This window comes from Streptomyces sp. NBC_00193 (assembly GCF_026342735.1).
Classification (GTDB): domain Bacteria; phylum Actinomycetota; class Actinomycetes; order Streptomycetales; family Streptomycetaceae; genus Streptomyces; species Streptomyces stoeckheimensis.
The window spans coordinates 1,835,012-1,854,265 of the sequence record NZ_JAPEMM010000001.1; the positions used below are offsets into that span (position 1 = coordinate 1,835,012).

The 19,254-nt window shown below is 73.9% G+C and carries 14 protein-coding genes; 8 read left to right on the top strand and 6 right to left on the bottom strand.

Going from position 1 to position 19,254, the window contains the following annotated elements; translation table 11 throughout:
- Positions 1 to 136: 136 nt before the first annotated feature.
- Both OG898_RS07700 and OG898_RS07705 read right to left on the bottom strand, forming a co-directional pair.
- Entirely contained in the window at positions 137 to 2,488 is a 2,352-nt protein-coding gene (locus OG898_RS07700; RefSeq protein ID WP_266955815.1) for a DUF5682 family protein, read from the bottom strand.
- Positions 2,485 to 3,591: an AAA family ATPase gene (locus OG898_RS07705; RefSeq protein WP_266955817.1), complete on the bottom strand. Its 1,107-nt coding sequence runs from the start codon at positions 3,589 to 3,591 to the stop codon at positions 2,485 to 2,487. The genes OG898_RS07700 and OG898_RS07705 overlap by 4 nt, the downstream gene beginning before the upstream one ends.
- Positions 3,592 to 3,725: 134 nt before the next feature.
- On the opposite strand from OG898_RS07705, the gene OG898_RS07710 reads away from it, so the two are divergent.
- Both OG898_RS07710 and OG898_RS07715 read left to right on the top strand, forming a co-directional pair.
- On the top strand, positions 3,726 to 5,165 hold the full coding sequence (locus tag OG898_RS07710; protein ID WP_266955818.1) for an SWIM zinc finger family protein: 1,440 nt from the start codon (positions 3,726 to 3,728) through the stop codon (positions 5,163 to 5,165).
- 324 nt (positions 5,166 to 5,489) lie between these two features.
- Positions 5,490 to 7,001: a DUF5691 domain-containing protein gene (locus OG898_RS07715; RefSeq protein ID WP_266960126.1), complete on the top strand. Its 1,512-nt coding sequence runs from the start codon at positions 5,490 to 5,492 to the stop codon at positions 6,999 to 7,001.
- A gap of 350 nt (positions 7,002 to 7,351) precedes the next feature.
- Here OG898_RS07715 and OG898_RS07720 read toward each other — a convergent pair whose 3' ends face one another.
- Complete coding sequence (locus tag OG898_RS07720) at positions 7,352 to 7,759, bottom strand: cobalamin B12-binding domain-containing protein (RefSeq protein ID WP_243333486.1); 408 nt, start codon at positions 7,757 to 7,759, stop codon at positions 7,352 to 7,354.
- A gap of 183 nt (positions 7,760 to 7,942) precedes the next feature.
- On the opposite strand from OG898_RS07720, the gene OG898_RS07725 reads away from it, so the two are divergent.
- Entirely contained in the window at positions 7,943 to 8,704 is a 762-nt protein-coding gene (locus tag OG898_RS07725) for a triacylglycerol lipase (protein WP_266955820.1), read from the top strand.
- Between the two features lie 222 nt (positions 8,705 to 8,926).
- Complete coding sequence (locus OG898_RS07730) at positions 8,927 to 10,438, top strand: M23 family metallopeptidase (protein WP_266955822.1); 1,512 nt, start codon at positions 8,927 to 8,929, stop codon at positions 10,436 to 10,438.
- Positions 10,439 to 10,536: 98 nt separating this feature from the next.
- On the opposite strand, the gene pcrA is transcribed toward OG898_RS07730, so the two are convergent.
- Complete coding sequence (gene pcrA, locus OG898_RS07735; protein ID WP_266955824.1) at positions 10,537 to 13,068, bottom strand: DNA helicase PcrA; 2,532 nt, start codon at positions 13,066 to 13,068, stop codon at positions 10,537 to 10,539.
- A gap of 226 nt (positions 13,069 to 13,294) precedes the next feature.
- Here pcrA and OG898_RS07740 point away from each other — a divergent pair, with 226 nt between their 5' ends.
- The 4 genes from OG898_RS07740 (at position 13,295) to OG898_RS07755 (ending at position 17,215) form a co-directional block, all read left to right on the top strand.
- The gene (locus tag OG898_RS07740) at positions 13,295 to 14,359 is read left to right on the top strand and encodes a C40 family peptidase (protein WP_250744086.1); all 1,065 of its coding nucleotides are present in this window, start codon (positions 13,295 to 13,297) and stop codon (positions 14,357 to 14,359) included.
- Between the two features lie 296 nt (positions 14,360 to 14,655).
- Positions 14,656 to 15,201, top strand: a complete 546-nt coding sequence (locus OG898_RS07745; protein ID WP_250744088.1) for a hypothetical protein — start codon at positions 14,656 to 14,658, stop codon at positions 15,199 to 15,201.
- Between the two features lie 164 nt (positions 15,202 to 15,365).
- Positions 15,366 to 16,025 carry a class F sortase gene (locus tag OG898_RS07750; protein ID WP_250744090.1) on the top strand — a complete coding sequence of 220 codons (660 nt, stop codon included), beginning with the start codon at positions 15,366 to 15,368 and terminating at the stop codon, positions 16,023 to 16,025.
- A 137-nt stretch (positions 16,026 to 16,162) separates the two neighbouring features.
- The gene (locus OG898_RS07755) at positions 16,163 to 17,215 is read left to right on the top strand and encodes an NlpC/P60 family protein (protein ID WP_250744091.1); all 1,053 of its coding nucleotides are present in this window, start codon (positions 16,163 to 16,165) and stop codon (positions 17,213 to 17,215) included.
- A 22-nt stretch (positions 17,216 to 17,237) separates the two neighbouring features.
- Here OG898_RS07755 and OG898_RS07760 read toward each other — a convergent pair whose 3' ends face one another.
- Positions 17,238 to 17,933 carry a response regulator transcription factor gene (locus tag OG898_RS07760; RefSeq protein WP_243333471.1) on the bottom strand — a complete coding sequence of 232 codons (696 nt, stop codon included), beginning with the start codon at positions 17,931 to 17,933 and terminating at the stop codon, positions 17,238 to 17,240.
- Positions 17,930 to 19,225 carry an ATP-binding protein gene (locus OG898_RS07765; RefSeq protein ID WP_250744093.1) on the bottom strand — a complete coding sequence of 432 codons (1,296 nt, stop codon included), beginning with the start codon at positions 19,223 to 19,225 and terminating at the stop codon, positions 17,930 to 17,932. Before OG898_RS07765 ends, OG898_RS07760 begins: the two co-directional genes overlap by 4 nt.
- Positions 19,226 to 19,254: the final 29 nt, after the last annotated feature.

Sequence of the window (19,254 nt, forward strand, 5' to 3'; positions counted from 1 at the left end):
CCCCTCCGGCGTTTGAGGAGCGGGGGTCCGGGGGCTGGCCCCCGGCAACGGCGCCGCACCGGCAACGGGTCCGGGGCGCAGCCCCGGGGAACGGGCGAAGGGCGGGTAGGGGACTCCGCCCCGCGCAGCGGCCCGCTCACCGCCGGGCCCCCGCCAGCAACAGGTGGACCAGGTCCACCACCGCATCCGCCCGGACCGGGTCGAGCTCCGGACCGAAGCCGACCGGCGCCACCCCGGCACCCACACCGGCCGGGCTCCCGCCCGGCCCCCGCCGCACCAGCTCCCCCAGACTCCGCCGAACCCCCGCCTCGTACCCCCCGAAGGTCCTCCGCAGCAGCGGCAGCACATCCACGAACGCCCGCTCCGGCACCGACACCAGCCACGCGTCGATCAGCCCCAGCAGCCGCTCGTCGTGCACCAGCAGCGTGCCGCCGCCCGAGGCCCCGCCCGCGAACCCCTCGATCCAGCCCGCCGCGTCGGCCGGCGCGCACGCCGGGGACAGCGCGAGCCCCATCAGCCGCGCGGTCTCCTCGGGCGGCAGCCGCCCGTCGTCGAGCAGCAGCCGCGCCGCCCGCCCGCGGATCAGCCCGGGGACGGTGTCCCGCCCGGCCAGCGTCCGCAGCACCGCCGCCCAGCGCTCCCGCAGCCCCTCCGCGTCGAGCAGTCCGATCGCGCCGTGCACGCCGTCCACGTGCCCGCGCAGCTCCTCCGCCGCGTCGGCGTCCAGCCCCGCCGCGCAGGCGGGCGGCAGCGCCACGCATATCCGCTCCGCGAGCCCGGCCGCCACCGTCGCCAGCGCCGCCGCGTCGGTGCCCCGTACGTCCCCGTAGCGCAGCGAACGGGCCAGCGCGGGCAGCGCCTTGGCCAGGCCCGCCACATCGGTGTCCAGTGCCGCCCGGTCGGCGAGGGCCCGCAGTACGGCGGGCAGCGCCCCGGAGAGCCCGGCCAGCAGGCACCGCTCCGCCAGGGCGGTGACCTCGCCCAGCTCGGCTGCGCCCGCCGCGTCGGCCTCGGCCCTGGCGGTGGCCGCCCCGAGGACGGTGGTCCCCCAGATGCCGGCTTCGGCCACCCGTACGGCGAGCTCCGGTTGCCAGCAGAGCCGCCAGGTCTCGCGGAAGGTGCCCGTGCTCCCCCGGGAGGCCGTCGGCACGCCCCAGTCGATGCCGAGCAGCCGCAGCCGGTGCAGCAGCAGGGACTTGGCCGCGTCGGTGTCCTTGCGCAGGTCGAGCTCCAGCTCCCGGTCCTGCGCCTCGGGCTTGAGGCGCAGCGAGCGCTGCTGCCGGGTCAGGTCGCGCTGGAGCGGTACGACGGGCGCCGCGTCGGGGACTTCGCCGAGCACGTCCCCGACGACGAGCCGGTCCTCGATCAGCGCGAGCGGTATGTCGGAGCCGTCGCACATCACCGCCCGGACCGCTTCCAGCGTTTCCGTCAGCCCCGGCTCCGGCCGGCCCCGCATGGCGGCCAGGGTGTCGGCGAGCCGGACGGCTTCGATGACGTGGGCCGGGGACACCTGCCGGTCCTCCTCGCGGAGCAGGCCCGCGACCTTGGTCAGCCAGCGCTCGACGGGCCGGTCCCGGGCGGCGAAGAGGTGTGCGTACCAGCCGGGCGAGGTGATGCCCGCGCCGTACCCTCCGGCCCGGGCGAGGCGCCGGTGGGTCCAGGGCACCCAGGTGGTCTCCACCTTGACCTTGGGCAGCCCGGTGAGGAGCGCCTTGTCGGCAGCCGCGGTGGTCCTCGCCCGCAGGGCCGGGACGTGCCAGGCCCCGCAGACGACGGCGTAGGCGTCGCCGAACTCCCGGCGCGCGGCCCGCATCCGCTGCCGCATGTACGCCTCGCGCACCAGGTCCCGGTGGTGGCCGCCGGCTCCGTATGCCTCGCGGAGGGCGCCCATGGCCTCTCCGAGCGCCTCGAACACGGCCAGCGGGTCGGCGGCCGGTCCGGACCCGCCGCGGTGCTCGACCACGTCCTCCCACCACCGCTCGGGGTCCTCGTACCCGGCGGTCTCGGCCAGGACGGCCAGCGGGTCCAGTCGTACGGACCCGGGCGCCGCTCCGCCCCCTTCCCCGCTGCCCTCTCCGCCCCCTTCCCGGCCCCCGGCCCCGTCGTCGGCCCCTTCCCCGGCCCCGTCCCCGCTCTCCGGCACGGCCAGCGAGTGGGCCGCCGGGAGGTCGATGAACCGGACCGGCAGGTCCCGCTCCTGCGCCCACCGGATGGCGGTCCATTCCGGGGAGAAGTCGGCCAGCGGCCAGAACGCGGCCCGGCCGGGGTCGTCGGCCGCGTGGGCGAGCAGGGCGACGGGCGGCCGCATCCCCGGGTCCGCGGCGAGCGGGAGCAGGGCGTCCCCCTCCGGCGGTCCCTCGATCAGCACCGCCGTGGGCCGGGCCGCGTCCAGGGCGGCCCGCACCGCACGGGCCGAGCCGGGCCCGTGGTGCCGTACGCCCAGCAGCAGCGGGCCGGTGGCGTCCTTGCCTGCCGTCCCCGGGCTCATGCGCTCACCTCCCGGCAGGCCCGGTAGAAGTCCTTCCAGCCGTCGCGCTCGCGGACCACGGCCTCCAGGTACTCCTGCCAGACGACCTGGTCGGCGGCCGGGTCCCGGACGACGGCCCCGAGGATCCCCGCCGCGACGTCGGAGGGGCGCAGGACGCCGTCCCCGAAGTGCGCGGCCAGGGCGAGGCCGCCCGTGACCACCGAGATGGCCTCGGCGGTGGACAGGGTGCCGCTGGGCGACTTGACCTTCGTGCGCCCGTCGTCGGTGACTCCGCCGCGCAGCTCGCGGAAGACGGTGACCACGCGGCGGATCTCCTCCAGGCCCTCCGGGGCGGCGGGCAGGTCCAGGGCGCGGCCCATCTGGTCGACGCGGCGGGCGACGATGTCGACCTCGGCGTCGGTGGTGGCGGGCAGCGGCAGGACGACGGTGTTGAAGCGCCGGCGCAGTGCGCTGGAGAGCTCGTTGACCCCGCGGTCGCGGTCGTTGGCGGTGGCGATGAGGTTGAAGCCGCGCACGGCCTGCACCTCCTGGCCCAGTTCCGGTATCGGGAGCGTCTTCTCGGACAGGACGGTGATGAGGGTGTCCTGCACGTCGGCGGGGATGCGGGTGAGCTCCTCGACGCGGGCGGTCATGCCCTCGGCCATGGCCCGCATGACGGGGCTCGGTACGAGCGCTTCGCGGCTCGGGCCGTGGGCGAGGAGGCGGGCGTAGTTCCAGCCGTAGCGGATGGCCTCCTCCGGGGTGCCCGCGGTGCCCTGGACGAGGAGGGTGGAGTCTCCGCTGACGGCGGCGGCGAGGTGCTCGGACACCCAGGTCTTGGCGGTGCCGGGCACTCCGAGGAGCAGCAGCGCGCGGTCGGTGGCGAGGGTGGTGACGGCGACTTCGACGATCCGGCGCGGGCCGACGTACTTGGGTGTGATGACGGTGCCGTCTTCGAGCGTGCCGCCCTGCAGGTACGTGGCCACGGCCCACGGGGAGAGTTTCCAGCGGGCCGGGCGGGGTCGGTCGTCGACGGCGGCCAGGGCTTTCAGTTCGTGCGCGAAGGCGTCTTCGGCGTGCGGTCGCAGCGCCTCTGCGGTGGTCTCGTTCCCGGTCGTGGCCATGGTCCCCCTCCAATGCTCCGCAGCCGCTTCCGACTGCTGCAACCACGATGCACCCGACCACTGACAACGCCCCACGCCAGCCGCGTTGTTGCAGGTCAGAGCGATTGTCAGTGGGGGTCTCTACGGTGGAACACATGACTGAGCAGGGGGTCCGCTGGACAGCGGAACAGGTACTGGCTCTGGCTCCTGACGACGCCTCACGCAAGGCGGGGGCCAAGCTCGGCGCGGCGGGGCCGTGGTCACAGACCGGAGGTTCCGCTTCCGGTGCGGTGTGGGGGTTGTGCAAGGGCAGCGGCAGCACGCCGTACCGGACGGTCGTCGACCTGTCCGGGCCGGCGTACAAGTGCTCCTGCCCGAGCCGGAAGTTCCCGTGCAAGCACGCACTGGGCCTGCTGCTGCTCTGGTCCGCGGAGGGGCTCGACACCCCGGCCGGGGCTCCGGACTGGGCGGACGAATGGCTCGCGGAGCGGGCGGCGAAGGCCGCGCGGCCCGCCGCCGACGGCTCCGGCCGGGCCGGACCTGCGGACGAGGAAGGAGCGCGCAAGCGGGCCGAGCGGAGGGCGGCCCGGATCGGCGCGGGCGTCACCGAGCTGGAACAGCGGCTCGCGGACCTGGTGCGCGGCGGCCTCGCCGGTCAGGAGCGGGCGGGATACGTGGCCTGGGAGGAGACCGCCGCCCGGATGGTCGACGCACAGGCACCCGGACTGGCCGCTCGGGTGCGGGAGTTGGGGACGATACCCAGTTGCGGCGCCGGCTGGCCCGCCCGGATGCTGGAGGAGGCCGCACTGCTGCACCTGCTGGACCGGTCCTGGCTGGGGGTTTCGGGACTGCCGGAGCCGCTGGCCGCGACGGTCCGCAGCCGTCTGGGACTGCAGCCCCGGACGGAAGGCGAGGCCGTACGGGACCACTGGCTCGTGCTGGCCCAGTACGACACGGCGTCACCGGACGGCCGTCTCACCACCCGCCGGATATGGCTGCGCGGGCTGGCGAGCGGGCGGCCGGCCCTGGTCCTGGACTTCGGCCCGCCCGGGCGACCGCCGGGGCTGGCGCTGCCCGTCGGCTTGGTGCTGGAGGCGGAAGCCCGCTTCCGGCCCGGCTCCGCAGGACTGCGGGCGGACCTCGGGGAGAGGTTCGCGCCGGCCGAACCGTGCCGGACCGCGCCGACCGGCGTGAGCACGGGCGCGGCACTGGAGGCGTACGGCGCGGCACTGCGCGAGGACCCCTGGCTGGAGTCCTGGCCGGTGGTGCTCGGCCCGGTGGTGCCGATACCGGGAGGGCGGCAGGAACGACAAGGGGGGCCGGGTGGACCGGGGGGACGACAGGAAGGAGCGCAGGGGGAAGGGCCGGGCGCACAACAGGGCGCAGGGGCATGGCAATTGGCGGACGCGGAGGGGATGTCCGCCCTGCCCGTGCCCCTGACCGGGGCCGGGAGCCGGCCCGGGGCCGGGTTGTGGCAGCTGGCCGCGCTCTCGGGGGGCGGCCCGTTGACGGTGTTCGGCGAATGCGGACACCGCGGATTCACCCCGCTGACGGCCTGGCAGCCGGACTCCTCGGAGCCGGTGGTGCTGGGCTGAGCGGGCGGCAGGGGAAGGCGGCGGCGCGGGGGCGCCGACGTATTCGAGACGAGTGAGCCGGGGGGCTTTCATGGACGACAACCACGCCAGCTGAGGCCGTAGGTGCGGCCGTGTGTGCCGCAGGGAGATCGAGCTGCTCCGGTCCCGCGGAGGGGGCGGGACCGGAGCAGGCACCTGTACACGGCACTGCATGGCACGCGAGGGAAAGAGGGAGGGGATCCGGTGAACACGACGACGGACAGAGCGACGGACAGAGCGACGGGCGGGACGACGGACCCGGCCTACGGGGACCCGGCCTACGGGGACGCGGGCTGGGACGAGCTGGTGGCCGCCGCGCTGCTGGGTACCGAGCGGCGCCGGGGCAGTCCCGAGGCCCTGCTCGGGGCCGCGGCCCTGCAGACGGTGCGGCGCCGGGCCGGGCTGAGACCCGCCGAGGCGGGCCCCCGGCCCGAGCCCGCGCCGCGCGACCCGCGTCCCGAGCCTCCGGAGCCGGCCCGGCGGCGGCTCGCGCAGCTGCTGGCGGGCCGCGCCGGTGCGGGCAGCGGCAGCGGGCGGCGGGGGGCCGCCCCGGACCTGACGGAGCTGCTGCCGCAGTGGCTGGCCGCCGCCGGACAGCACGGGTACCGGGCTCCGGCTTCGCTCGTGCCCGCGCTGCTGGACGTCGCCCGGGCCCGTAGCGACCTCAGGCCGCAGGCGCTGGCCCTGGCGGGGACGCGCGGGCTGTGGCTGGCCCGGCTCAATCCGGACTGGCGGTTCGCGCTGCGCGGGGGATCCGGGGGCGCCGGCGAACTGCCCGACGCGGAGGACTCGGCGGGGGTGGAGCGGCTGTGGCAGGAGGGGCTGTTCGCGGAGCGGGTCGCCCTGCTCGGCCTCGTACGGGCCCACGAGGCGGCCGCCGGGCCGCGGCTGCTGGAGACCACGTGGAGCACCGAGCGGGCCGAGGACCGGCTGATGTTCCTCGACTCCTTGCGGGTGGGGCTGTCGGCGGACGACGAGCCCTTCCTGGAGGCGGCGCTGGGCGACCGCAGCCGCAACGTCCGGGCGACCGCGGCCGAGCTGCTGTCCGCGCTGCCGACCTCGGCGCTGGCCGGGCGGATGGCGGAGCGGGCGCTGGCCTGCGTCGGCCCGGAGGGGGTGACGCCGCCGGCCGCATGCGATGCGGGGATGCTGCGCGACGGCGTGGTCAAACGGCCGCCGGCCGGTCGCGGAGAGCGGGCCTGGTGGCTGGGGCAGCTGGTGGAGTCCGCGCCGCTGTCGTGCTGGCGGGAGCGGTTCGGGGGGCTCGGTCCGGCGGAGATCGTGGCGCTGCCGGTGGCCGAGGGCTGGGCGGAGGAACTGCACGCGGCCTGGTGCCGGGCCGCGGTGCGCCAGGGCGACCCCGCGTGGTCGCAAGCGCTGCTCGGCTCGGCCTCCGCACCGCCCGCGGCGGGCCCGGCGACGGCGTCGCTGGCGGAGCGGGCGAAGCTCCTGTCGACGCTCGGGGACGAGGAACGGGCGGCGTGGGTCGCGGAGTTCATACGTGCGCACGGGCTGTCGGAGGCGTTCCAGCTGCTCGGGGTGTGCGCGGTGCCGTGGGCGGGGGCGCTGGGGAGGGCGGTGATCGAGGCCCTGGACTCCGCGCGGGAGGCGGGCGGCTACCCGTGGAGCTTCAGCGGGGTGATGGGGCTGGCGGAGCGGTGCCTTGATCCTGCGGAGGCGGGGCGGCTCGATGCGCTGGCGGCGGAGCCGGTGGAGGAGGGGGGTGCGGCGGCCTACTGGTCGGAGGCCTTCCAGCGACTGGTCGCCACCCTGCGGCTGCGGGCCGCGCTGCACGCGGAACTGGCGCCGCCGCGCTGATCGCCGGCGCGGCCGGATGCGGCCCGCGTCTCGGCCGACGCCGCGCCGGGGCGCAGCCCTGCGGGGCGAAGTCCCCTACCCGCCCTTCCACCGTTCCCCGGGCGCTGCCCGGACCCCGGTCCTCGAAACGCCGGCGGGGCTGGGTGGGTGCCGGGCTGCCCGGACCCGCCTGGGGCTCCGCCCCGGACCCCGGCCCTCAAACGCCGGCGGGGCTGGAATTGCCGCTGCGCGGCAACCCAGCCCCGCCGGGCGCGCGTACAGGCCGAGGCCAGGCAAAATCCAGCCCGTCCGGCGTTTGAGGACCAGGGGTCCGGGGGCTGGCCCCCGGAACGCCGCCGCGCGGGCTGCGGCTAGGCCGGCTGGCGGACGTGGGCGCGGACCCAGTCGACGATGGCCGTCGTCGTCGCGCCCGGGGTGAAGATCTCGGCCACGCCCTTCTCCTTCAGCGGAGCGATGTCCGCCTCCGGGATGATGCCGCCGCCGAACACCTTGATGTCCTCCGCGTCGCGCTCCGCGAGGAGTTCCAGCACGCGCGCGAACAGCGTGTTGTGCGCCCCCGACAGGATCGACAGACCGATCGCGTCGGCGTCCTCCTGGATCGCCGTGTCGACGATCTGTTCGGGGGTCTGGTGGAGGCCGGTGTAGATGACCTCCATGCCCGCGTCCCGCAGGGCCCGCGCGATCACCTTGGCGCCTCGGTCGTGGCCGTCGAGGCCCGGCTTGGCCACCACCACACGGATCGGACCGGTCACACCCATCGCACTGCCTCCCGAGTGAACGAACGTTAAGTACAGCATTGCGCACACCCCCGTTTCGCGGTCAACCACGAGGGGGAAATCACACGTGGGATGGCGTACCACCGCTCCGCGCCGACAGCCGCACGGCACGGGGCGGTCGGACGCCCCGGTCCCGAGTCGCCAGGACCTACGGGGGGGCCGTCGATGGGGCTGACCATGTCCGGGGCCGCACTGCGGGCCGGCGTACTGGAAGCGATCGTGCTCGGCGGGCACATCCTGCTGTATCCCACCGGAGTTCTGCCGGAGCGACCCGCCACCGCCACCCACGATCGTCCGCCGGTGCTGCTGCTCCACGGGTTCACCGACAACCGCTCCGTCTTCGTCCTGCTGCGCCGCTCCCTCGGGGCCGGCGGCCGGCGGCAGGTGGAGGCGTACAACTACTCCCCCTTCACCCGCGACCTGCGCGTCACCGCCCGGCATCTGGCCCGCCGCGTCGAGGAGCTGTGCGCGCGCACGGGGCAGGACCGGGTGGACCTGGTCGGGCACAGTCTCGGCGGGCTGGTCGGGCGGTACTACGTCCAGCGCCTCGGCGGCGACGCCCGCGTCCGCACGCTCGTCACGCTCGGCACCCCGCATTCCGGCACACGCGTGGCGCCCTTCATGGACGCGCACCCCCTGGTCCGGCAGATGCGCCCGGATTCCGAGGTGCTCGCCGAACTGCGCGCGCCCGCGCCCGGCTGCCGGACCCGGTGCGTGGCGTTCTGGAGCGAGTTCGACGAGCTGATGGACCCGACCGAGACGGCCCGTATCGAGCACCCTGACCTGCTCGCGGAGAACGTGCAGGTCACGGGCATCGGGCATCTCGCCCTGCCCGCGCACCCCACCGTCATCGCGGCGGTCCGGCGCGCGCTCGACGGACCCAGGCCGATCGCCGTCCCGCACCCCGGGGCCGCTTCCGTCGCCTGAGCGAAAAGCGGCCTCCAGTCGAACGCTTTTCGAACTCAAGGCCAAGGGTGGGTCTTCAGCCGACCGAAAGGCGGCCGAATGCCCGGTTCCGCCGAGCACAAAACCCTCCGAAGATTGTCGTTGCGTGTAACCGCCGGGTACAGTCACGCCACTGCTCTCCTCCGAGGACCCCACGTTCCTCGGCCACCCAGGCCCCCCGCTGCCGAGGCGAAAGAGAAGTTGGTGAACGACCGCCCCTCGTCGGGCCAGTACCCCGATTTTGGGTACGACGGCCTTTCCACCACCACTTTCGCTGGCAATTCAGCGTTTGCGTCCTATGAAACACAGGGTCAGGGCTACAACTACGGCGCTACCTACGGTTCCTACGACACCGGCTCGTACGACACCACGGCGTGGACCGCCCCCCAGAACGGCTACGCGCAGCCGTCCGCCGACGGATACGCCGGCTACGACGGCTACCTCTCGACCGTCCCCGCCCAGGGCGGCGTCTCCATGGACTACCAGTCCACCGCCTTCGGCTACGAGACCTCCGCCGAGCAGACCGGCCACTGGTCGGTCCCCGGCTACGGGACCGAGACCGGCGCCTACGACGCCACCGCCTGGAACACGGCCTCCGAGCAGACCTACGGGTACACCGGCTACGAGCAGCAGCAGCCGCAGCACGTCGCCGAGCCGGCGCAGGAACAGGCCCACGAGCAGCAGTACGCCTACGACTACGGCTACGAGCCCTACGCCGCGACCTCGCCCGAGGGCGAGACGGCCTACACCGAGACCGCCGTCTTCGAGTACCTCCCGACCGGTGCGGACGCCGAGGGCGCGGACGTCGACTTCCACGCGGACGCCGACGCGGACGCCCGGGTGCACGATCTCCCCACCCAGGCCATGCCGGTCACCCCGGCCGGGCCCGCCGAGCCGCGCCCCTCGCGCCGCGCCGGCTCCAAGCCCGGATCGAAGCCCGTCGCCAAGGCGAGTACCGCCAAGGCCGGTGCCAACAACCGCCGTCGTACCCCGGCCAAGCGTTCCGCGCTGCTGACCGTGGCCGTTCCCTCGGCCTGCGTGATGGGCGTCGCGGGTGTCGCCGCCGCCTCCGTGGGCGGGCTCACCGGTGCGGACAAGCCGTCCGAGGAGACCACCACCCTGGCCGCGCCCGACCCGGCCTCCATCAAGCCGGTCGCCGCGAACAGCAAGCTCGACACGCAGCTCACCGCCCTCAGCGCCGACGCCGGCGACTTCGCGGACCGGGCGAGCCGCACCCAGGAGCGCATCGACCTGCGCCTGCGCCAGGACGAGGAAAAGAAGAAGAAGGCGGAGGAGGAGGCGGCCAAGGAAGCGGCCCGCCCCAAGTTCGCGCTCCCCGTCGCACGGCACGGCCTCAGCGCCGGCTTCGGGCAGGCGGGCGTCAACTGGATGTCCGTGCACACCGGCATCGACTTCCCGGTGGGCTACGGGACGTCGGTCATGGCCGCCACCGACGGCACCGTGCGCAGCCAGTTCAACAGCGCCTACGGCAACATGGTGATACTCACCGCGCCCGACGGTACCGAGACCTGGTACTGCCACCTCAGCAGCGCCAAGATCCGCTCCGGCAAGGTCAAGGCCGGCGACGTGATCGCGTACTCCGGCGACACCGGCAACTCCACCGGCCCGCACCTCCACTTCGAGGTGAGGCCGGGCGGCGGCTCCCCGGTCGACCCGCAGGCATGGCTGCGCGCCAAGGGCCTGAACCCGAACTAGGACCGACCCGGCACGCACGACGAACGAACGCGGAAGGGCCCGCCCCTTGGGGGGCGGGCCCTTCCGCGTCGTCCGCGGGCCGTCCCGCGTCCCGCCCGCTAGAGCTTCTGCACCGGCGCGTAGCGCAGCAGGAGCCGCTTCGGCTTCTCGTCCCCGAAGTCGATGGTGGCCTGTGCGTCCGCGCCCGCTCCCCTGACCTCCATGACCGTGCCCAGCCCGAACTGGTCGTGCGTGACCCGGTCCCCGACCACCAGCGCGATGACCGGCTTGTCGGAGGCCCGCCGCGTCGCGAACCCCGACGGGCCCGACTTCGTACGCGAAGAGGAAAGGAAGGACTCCGGCGAGGTGCCGAAGGAGGCCTTCGAGCCGCCGCCCGAGCCCGAGGACCCGTACCCCGAGCCGGAGCCGCGCATCGGGCCCGCCGGCTTCTGCGCCGCGCCCGTCCGCTTCCACTGCAGGTACTCGGCGGGGATCTCCTCCAGGAACCGCGACGGCGGGTTGTAGGAGGGCGTGCCCCAGGCGCTGCGCATGCTCGACCGCGTCAGGTACAGCCGCTCGCGCGCCCGCGTGATGCCGACGTAGGCGAGGCGGCGCTCCTCCTCCAGTTCCTTGGTCTGGCCCAGCGCGCGCATGTGCGGGAAGACCCCGTCCTCCATGCCGGTCAGGAAGACCACCGGGAACTCGAGGCCCTTGGCGGTGTGCAGGGTCATGAGGGTGATGACGCCGTTGCCGTCGGTGTCCTCGTCCGGGATCTGGTCGGAGTCGGCGACCAGCGCGACCTGCTCCAGGAACTCGGAGAGGGTGCCGGGGCCGACCGGCGGGGCGCCGTTCTCGGCGGCCTCGGCCGCCGCCGCTTCCCGTGCCTGCTCGAATTCGAGCGCCACGGCGGCGAGTTCCTGAAGGTTCTCGATGCGCGTCTCGTCCTGCGGGTCGGTCGAGGCCTGGAGCTCGGCGAGGTAGCCCGTACGCTCCAGGACCGCTTCCAGCACCACCGCCGGGCCGGCACCCGAGTCGACGATGGTGCGGAGCTCCTCCATCAGCACGTTGAAGCGCTTGACGGCATTGGTCGAGCGGGCGGCCATGCCGAAGGCCTCGTCGACCCGGCGCAGCGCCTGCGGGAAGGTGATCTTCTCGCGCATCGCGAGCGCGTCGATCATCGCCTCGGCGCGCTCGCCGATGCCGCGCTTGGGGACGTTCAGGATCCGGCGGAGCGGGACGTTGTCCTCGGGATTCGACAGGACGCGCAGGTACGCGAGGACGTCGCGGACCTCCTTGCGCTCGTAGAACCGGACGCCGCCGACGACCTTGTAGGGCAGTCCGACCCGGATGAAGATCTCCTCGAACACGCGGGACTGCGCGTTGGTCCGGTAGAAGATCGCGACGTCGCCGGCCTTCGCGTCGCCCGCGTCCGTCAGCCGGTCGATCTCGTCGGCGATGAACTGCGCCTCGTCGTGCTCGGTGTCCGCGACGTAGCCCGTGATGACGGCGCCGCTGCCGGCCTCGGTCCACAGGTTCTTCGCGCGGCGGTTCTCGTTGCGCTCGATGACCGCGTTGGCGGCGGACAGGATCGTCTGGGTGGAGCGGTAGTTCTGCTCCAGCAGGATCGTGGTCGCGTCCGCGTAGTCCTCTTCGAACTGGAGGATGTTGCGGATGGTCGCGCCGCGGAAGGCGTAGATCGACTGGTCGGCGTCACCCACCACGCACAGCTCGGCGGGCGGCAGGTCCGGGTAGCCGGTGCCGACCAGCTCGCGCACGAGCGTGTACTGGGCGTGGTTGGTGTCCTGGTACTCGTCGACCAGCACGTGCCGGAAGCGGCGCCGGTAGTGCTCCGCGACCTCCGGGAAGGCCTGGAGCAGGTGGACCGTGGTCATGATGATGTCGTCGAAGTCGAGGGCGTTGGCCTCGCGCAGCCGCCCCTGGTACATCGCGTACGCCTGGGCGAGGGTCTTCTCGAAGCCGTCGGCGGCCTGTCCGGCGAAGGCGTCCTCGTCGATGAGCTCGTTCTTCAGGTTCGAGATCTTGGCGCTGAACGCCTTCGGCGGGAACTTCTTCGGGTCCAGGTCCAGGTCGCGGCAGACGAGCGCCATCAGGCGCTTCGAGTCGGCCGCGTCGTAGATCGAGAAGGAGGAGGTGAAACCGAGCCGCTTGGACTCGCGGCGCAGGATGCGCACGCACGCACTGTGGAAGGTGGAGACCCACATGGCGTTCGCGCGCGGGCCGACCAGGCCCTCGACGCGCTCCTTCATCTCGCCGGCGGCCTTGTTGGTGAAGGTGATCGCCAGGATCTGGCCGGGGTGGACCCCGCGCGCGCCCAGCAGGTGGCCGATGCGGTGCGTCAGCACGCGCGTCTTGCCCGATCCGGCGCCGGCCACGATGAGCAGCGGGGAGCCCGCGTGCACCACGGCGGCACGCTGCTCCGCATTCAGCCCTTCCAGGAGCGCCGCCGGGTCGATGACGGGCCTGGGGGCGCCGTCCCGGTAGTACGCGTCCCCGTGGATGGGCGCGTCGAACCGGCCCCCGAAGAGATCGTCCGCGCCCGCCTCGGGGGCGGCGTGGTCTTCGGGCGGCGGGGGGACCTCTTCGGAGGGGGAGAGGTCGGCCAGGAAGCTGTCGTCAAAGAGGCTGCTCATCGCCTTCCGAGTTTAGAGGGCGGGACCGACAGCCGGTCCCGCCCTCGGAAAATCCCGGTCCCTACCCCGAAAAATCCCGTCCCCGTCCTCGGAGAACCCGGGTCCCGCATCCCGGTACCGCCCCGGAGAATTCGGCGGCATATGCCCAGCGAACCCCTCCCGCCCCCTTCCGGGGCGCCCCCTCCGGCGCTAGCGTGCTCCGCCAACCGGAAGGAGGTGCCGGCCCGTGTACACGTACGGATTCCCCTCGTCCCACCCCTCCCCCCACCACCGCAAGCCGCGCACCCGAAGACATCCGAACGCCCCCACCGCGGTCGTCACGACCGCGGCCCTGTCCTCCTTAGGCCTGCTCCTCCCCCACCAGGCCGCCGCGGCGCCGGCGCCCCGCCCCTCGGTGGAGGAGGTACGGACCCGCGTGGACGAGCTGCACCGGCAGGCGGGCACGGCCACCCAGGCCTACGACGCCGCGGCCGGGCGGACCGCGGAACAGCGGGCCCTGCTGTCCGCGCTCATGGACCAGGTGGCCGGCACCACCCAGAAACTGAACGAGGCCCGGCGACTGCTCGGCAGCTACGCCGCCGACCGGTACCGCGGCGCCGGCGGCCTCGGCGGGACCGCGACCCTGCTGCTCAGCGACGATCCGCAGGCCTTCTTCGCGCAGACGCACCTGCTGAACCGGCTCGGCGGCCGCGAGGACGCACTGCTCACCCAGTACACCCGGGCCAGGGCGGAGACGGCCGCCAAGCGCCGGGAGGCGGCCGCTGTGGTCACGGAACTGGAGCGGGCGCAGGAGGAGCTGCGCGGGCGCAAGCAGGACGTGCAGACCCGGCTCGCGGAGGCGAACGCCCTGCTCGCGCAGCTCACCGCGCCGGAGCGGGCGCGGGCCCTGGCCCCCCGGGCCCCGGCCGCTTCGGGGCCGCTGCCCGCGGACGGCGCCGCATCGGCGGCCGGGGCCAGGGCGGTGGCCTTCGCCCGGGCCCAGCTGGGAAAACCGTACGTCTGGGGCGCGACCGGCCCGCGCTCGTACGACTGTTCCGGGCTGACCCAGGCCGCCTGGCGGGCGGCGGGGGTCACGCTGCCGCGCACCACCTGGGACCAGGTGAAGGCGGCCCCGCGGATCGCGACGAGCGCACTGCGCCCGGGGGACCTGGTCTTCTTCTACTCCGACATCAGCCACGTCGGGATCTACATCGGCGGCGGCCGCATGATCCACGCCCCGCGCCCGGGGACGTCCGTCCGCGAGGACTCGGTCTACTACCAACCGATCTACGGGAGCGTCCGGCCGGGCTGAACGGCGCGGCGCCGGCTTTTCCGTTGGCCGCTGCGCCGAGGTGTTCCTCGGCGCGTTCCTCGGCGTGTCCGTCACTCAGCGCCACACTGCGGCGGGCGCTCCGGCGTGGCGCTCACCGTCCGTATCAGAGGAGTTGGCGGGGCGCCCGCCAACTCACCCTCTCCGTTGGTCCGTTCGTGCCGTTCGATTCGCAGGTTCCGCCAACCGGGCCTAGCGTCTAGCACATCGAGGAGCATTTACCCCCTTTTGCGGACAAACAGTTCGCCGCTGCGCCTCGGGGACCCGGAGGATTCACCATGCGTTCCATACGTGTCGCGTCCGTAGCCCTGCTGTCCACCGCCGCCTTCGCGCTCGCCGCGCCGATCGCCTCGGCCAACGACGGCGGGACCACGCCAAACGTCACGTCCTTCGGCTTCACCGTCTCCCCCACCACCGTCGCCGCGGGCGGCACCGTCACGCTGAACGCCACCGGTTGCCAGGAACCGCTGGTCAAGGCCTCCTCCGGCATCTTCGACGCGGTCGAGCTCAACGAGGGCAAGCCCGCCACCGCCAAGGTGGACGCGGACGCCAAGCCGGGTGCCCAGTACGAGGTCACCTTCGACTGCAAGGGCGAGAAGGGCACGACCACCCTCACGGTCGCGGGCCACTCGACCGGCACCGGCACCGGCACGGAGACCGGAACGACCACTCCCTCCACTCCCTCCAAGGGCGTCAAGGCCGGTCTCGGCGGCGGCGCCGGAGGCCTGAACGGCACCGAGATCGCGGCCGGTTCCGCGCTGCTGGCCGGTGCGCTCGGCGGTGGCGTGTTCCTGATGCGCCGCCGGGCGGGCGACCAGGCCTGACCGCTGTTCCCCTGACGTCTGCCCCCCCTGACCGCTGTTCCCCTGACAGCCGGGCCCGTCCGACCCGCCCCTGGCGACCGGACGGGCCCGGTCCAGTACCCGGTTCAGCACCCGTTCCCGTACCCGGCCCCGGAACCCCCGGCACCACGGAAGGAGCGCGCATCATGCCCCGCCCCCAGGAACGTACGAAGCCCCGCGGCGGCTGGGGCGTCGTCGCCGTGGTCGCCCTCAGCGGCACGTTCCTCCTCTCCAACGGGCTCGACCTGAACGGCGGTCCGCCGCAGCCCGCGCAGGCCGCCTCCCTGGTCAGCGACCCGGCCCACGACGAGGCCGCCCGCCGCCTCCCGCCGGCCCCGCAGCCGCTGAAGCCGTCCCCGCCGACCCGGATCCGGATTCCCTCCGTACAGGTCGACGCCCCGGTCACCCGGGTCGGGCTCGACGCCGAGGGCTGGGTGGACGCCCCGCCGCCGCAGGACGGGAACCTTGCCGGCTGGTACGAGGGTTCCCCCGCCCCGGGCGCCCAGGGCACGACGGTGATCGACGGTCACGTGGACAACAAGCGGGGGCCGGCCGTCTTCTACACGCTCGGTTCGCTCGAGCAGGGCCGGCACATCGAGGTGGACCGACAGGACGGCCGTACCGCCGTGTTCACCGTGTACGGCATCGAGGTCGTGGGCAAGAACGACTTTCCGGCGGCGCGGGTCTACGGCCCCAAGGGCGCTCCGGAGCTCCGCGTGATCACCTGTGGCGGCGGCTTCTCCAAGAAGGGTGGCTACGACGGCAACGTGGTCGTCTTCGCCCGCCTGACGGACATCCGCGGGTAACGGAAGGCCATCGACAGGCACTCGCCCGGCCAGGTCCGGTTACGTACCGCCACTTTCGATCATCTCGTCATCTGCCCGTTACCTTCGGGTCTAGCGTCCTCCCCCAAGCACCGACGGAGGAAGGACGTGAGGCCCTCGTGGCCAGTCATCGAAAGCCCAGGCAGCGCCCGCTCACCAGCGGCACGGCACGGAGCACCGTACGCACCACCGCCGCCACCCTCGCCCTCGCGGGCGCTGCCACCGCCACCGCCTTCGAAGGCATCTCCCACGCCGATCCGCAGCCGACGCCCTCGCAGGTCAAGGCGGAGATGGACCGGCTCTACGAGGAGGCCGAGGCGGCGACGGACCAGTACAACGGGGCGAAGGAGAAGGCCGACGAGGCGCAGCGGGCCCTCGACGGGCTGCGGGACGAGACCGCCCGCAAGACCGACCAGCTCAACACGGCCCGCAGCACGCTCGGTTCGCTGGCCGCGACGCAGTACCGCAGCGGCACGCTGGGCGCCGCCGTCCAGCTGGCGATGTCCGACGATCCGCAGGAGTACCTGGACCGGGCCGCCCTCATCACCCGCGCCGGCAACCGCAACGCGGCGGAGATCTCGGCCGTGCGGCGGGGGCTCGACGAGGTCGGGAAGCTGAAGGACCAGGCCGCCGGACGCCTCGCCGACCTGCGGGCCCGGCAGGGCGAACTCGCGGGCCACAAGGCCCGGATCGAGGAGAAGCTGACCGCCGCGCAGCGGCTGCTGGCGAAGCTGACGGCCGAGGAGCGGGCGGCCTACGAGGCCCGCTCGGCCGGCCCCGCCCCGGCCGGCCCCGCCACCCAGGCTCCGCCGCCCTCCGACGGCTCGCGCGCGGCCCGCGCGGTGGCGTTCGCGTACGGGGCGATCGGCAAGCCGTACGTCTGGGGCGCGACGGGCCCGGGCTCGTTCGACTGCTCCGGTCTGACCCAGGCGGCCTGGCGCGCGGCCGGGGTCGCGCTGCCGCGGACCACCTACACCCAGATCAACGCGGGCCGGCGGGTCTCCCGCGACGCGCTGGCCCCCGGTGACCTGGTGTTCTTCTACTCCGGCGTCACGCACGTCGGCATGTACGTCGGCAACGGCCAGATGATCCACGCCCCGCGCCCCGGCTCCACGGTCCGCGTCGCGCCGGTGGACTCGATGCCCTGGGCCGGAGCCTCGCGGCCCGCCTGACCGGGGCCGGGACCACCGGGGCTCAGATCAGGCGGCGGGCCGTCGCCCAGCGGGTCAGCTCGTGGCGGTTGGAGAGCTGGAGCTTGCGCAGCACCGCCGAGACGTGGGATTCCACCGTCTTGACCGAGATGAACAGCTGCTTGGCGATCTCCTTGTACGCGTACCCGCGCGCGATCAGCCGCAGCACCTCGCGCTCGCGCTGGGTGAGGCGGTCCAGGTCCTCGTCGACCGGCGGGGCGTCCGTCGAGGCGAAGGCGTCGAGCACGAAGCCCGCCAGCCGCGGCGAGAACACCGCGTCCCCGTCCTGGACGCGGAAGACCGAGTCGACCAGGTCGGTGCCGGTGATCGTCTTGGTGACGTAGCCGCGGGCTCCGCCCCGGATGACGCCGATGACGTCCTCGGCGGCGTCCGACACCGACAGGGCCAGGAACCGCACCGGGTCCTCGACGGCGCCCATCAGCGGGGCGCAGCGGCGCAGTACCTCGACGCCGCCGCCACCGGGCAGGTGCACGTCGAGGAGCACCACCTCGGGGCGGGTGGCGGTGATGACGGTGACGGCCTGGTCCACGTCGGCGGCCTCGCCGACGACCTCGACCCCGGTCCGCTCGGTCTCGCCGATCTCGGCCTGCACCCCGGTGCGGAACATCCGGTGGTCGTCGACGAGCACCACCCGGACCCTCCTGGTCACGCCGCCGGTGCTCGCGCTGTCCTCGGTCATGCTGCCTTCGCCGCCCTCTCCATCTCCAGCTCGACTTCCGTGCCGCCGTCCGGCGCGGACCGCAGTCGCGCGGTCCCGCCGTTGCGCTGCATCCGGCCGATGATCGATTCTCGTACGCCCATGCGGTCGTCCGGTACCGCGTCCATGTCGAAGCCGGGTCCGCGGTCGCGTACGGACACGAACACCGTCTGGCCCTCCACCTCGGCGTACACCTGGACGGGGCCGCCGTCGCCACCGTACTTGGCGGCATTGACCATCGCCTCGCGCGCGGCCTGCATCTGTGCGGCCAGCTTCTCGTCGAGGGGGCAGTCGCCGACGACGACCACCTCGATCTGGACCCCGTGGTGGTCCTCCACCTCGGCGGCTGTCTTCTTCACGGCCTCGGCCAGCGTCGTCGGCTCCTCGCCCTCGTCCTTGCCGGTGCCCTCGGGCTTGTACAGCCAGTTGCGCAGCTCCCGCTCCTGGGCCCGGGCGAGGCGGCGCACCTCCCCGACGTCCTCGGCGTTGCGCTGGATCAGGGTGAGGGTGTGCAGCACGGAGTCGTGGACGTGGGCGGCCACCTCGGCGCGCTCCTGGGCGCGGATGCGCATCAGGCGCTCCTCGGAGAGGTCCTGGGTCATGCGGATCAGCCAGGGTCCCGCCAGGAGGGCGACGCCGACGAGGACGGCGAGGGTGGCGGTCAGTACGTTGCCGAGCTGGGCGGCGGAGCCGCGGACCACGATGAAGACGGTCAGGCCCACGCCGACCAGGGCGACGCCGGCGAGCGCGCGGGCGGCCTGCAGCAGCCGGGCGTGCCGGCCGGCGGCGGCGTTCCAGTGGGCGCGGCGGGCGTTGTCGGCCTGGCGCCAGACGAGGACCACGCCGGCTCCGACGAGCAGGGTCGGCCACACGTACCGTCCGGAGCTGCCGCCGACCTGGACCTGGGAGATGAAGATGCCCGCGCCGACGCACAGCGCGATCAGCGCGATGATCTGGCCCCGCTCGGGCTTGCGCAGCCGCCGGGTGCCGTCGGGGAGGGTGTCGAAGTAGGAGCGGTGGCCGCTGCGGCCGCCGACGCCGAGCGGTACGAAGACCCAGAACGCGGCGTAGAGCAGCACGCCGAGGCCGTCGCCCCACATGAACAGGCCGAGGAAGGTGAGCCGGACCCAGACGACGGGCAGGCCCAGGTGCCCGGCGAGGCCGCGCGCGACTCCGCCGAGCATCCGGCCGTCGGCGCTGCGGTAGAGCTTGCGCTGCGGCGTCTCGTCGGAGTCCGGTGCGTACGGCGTGCGGGGGGCGGCTGCTACGGGCATGTCACCGATGGTCACACGCTCGCGCTGCC

What these genes read in the sequence shown, in the direction of transcription:
- pcrA (WP_266955824.1), bottom strand. Translation starts at nt 13,068, where the DNA reads ATGAGCAGCCTCTTTGACGACAGCTTCCTGGCCGACCTCTCCCCCTCC.
- OG898_RS07725 (WP_266955820.1), top strand. Translation starts at nt 7,943, where the DNA reads ATGGGGCTGACCATGTCCGGGGCCGCACTGCGGGCCGGCGTACTGGAA.
- OG898_RS07720 (WP_243333486.1), bottom strand. Translation starts at nt 7,759, where the DNA reads ATGGGTGTGACCGGTCCGATCCGTGTGGTGGTGGCCAAGCCGGGCCTC.
- OG898_RS07760 (WP_243333471.1), bottom strand. Translation starts at nt 17,933, where the DNA reads ATGACCGAGGACAGCGCGAGCACCGGCGGCGTGACCAGGAGGGTCCGG.
- OG898_RS07705 (WP_266955817.1), bottom strand. Translation starts at nt 3,591, where the DNA reads ATGGCCACGACCGGGAACGAGACCACCGCAGAGGCGCTGCGACCGCAC.
- OG898_RS07750 (WP_250744090.1), top strand. Translation starts at nt 15,366, where the DNA reads ATGCCCCGCCCCCAGGAACGTACGAAGCCCCGCGGCGGCTGGGGCGTC.
- OG898_RS07710 (WP_266955818.1), top strand. Translation starts at nt 3,726, where the DNA reads ATGACTGAGCAGGGGGTCCGCTGGACAGCGGAACAGGTACTGGCTCTG.
- OG898_RS07745 (WP_250744088.1), top strand. Translation starts at nt 14,656, where the DNA reads ATGCGTTCCATACGTGTCGCGTCCGTAGCCCTGCTGTCCACCGCCGCC.
- OG898_RS07700 (WP_266955815.1), bottom strand. Translation starts at nt 2,488, where the DNA reads ATGAGCCCGGGGACGGCAGGCAAGGACGCCACCGGCCCGCTGCTGCTG.
- OG898_RS07765 (WP_250744093.1), bottom strand. Translation starts at nt 19,225, where the DNA reads ATGCCCGTAGCAGCCGCCCCCCGCACGCCGTACGCACCGGACTCCGAC.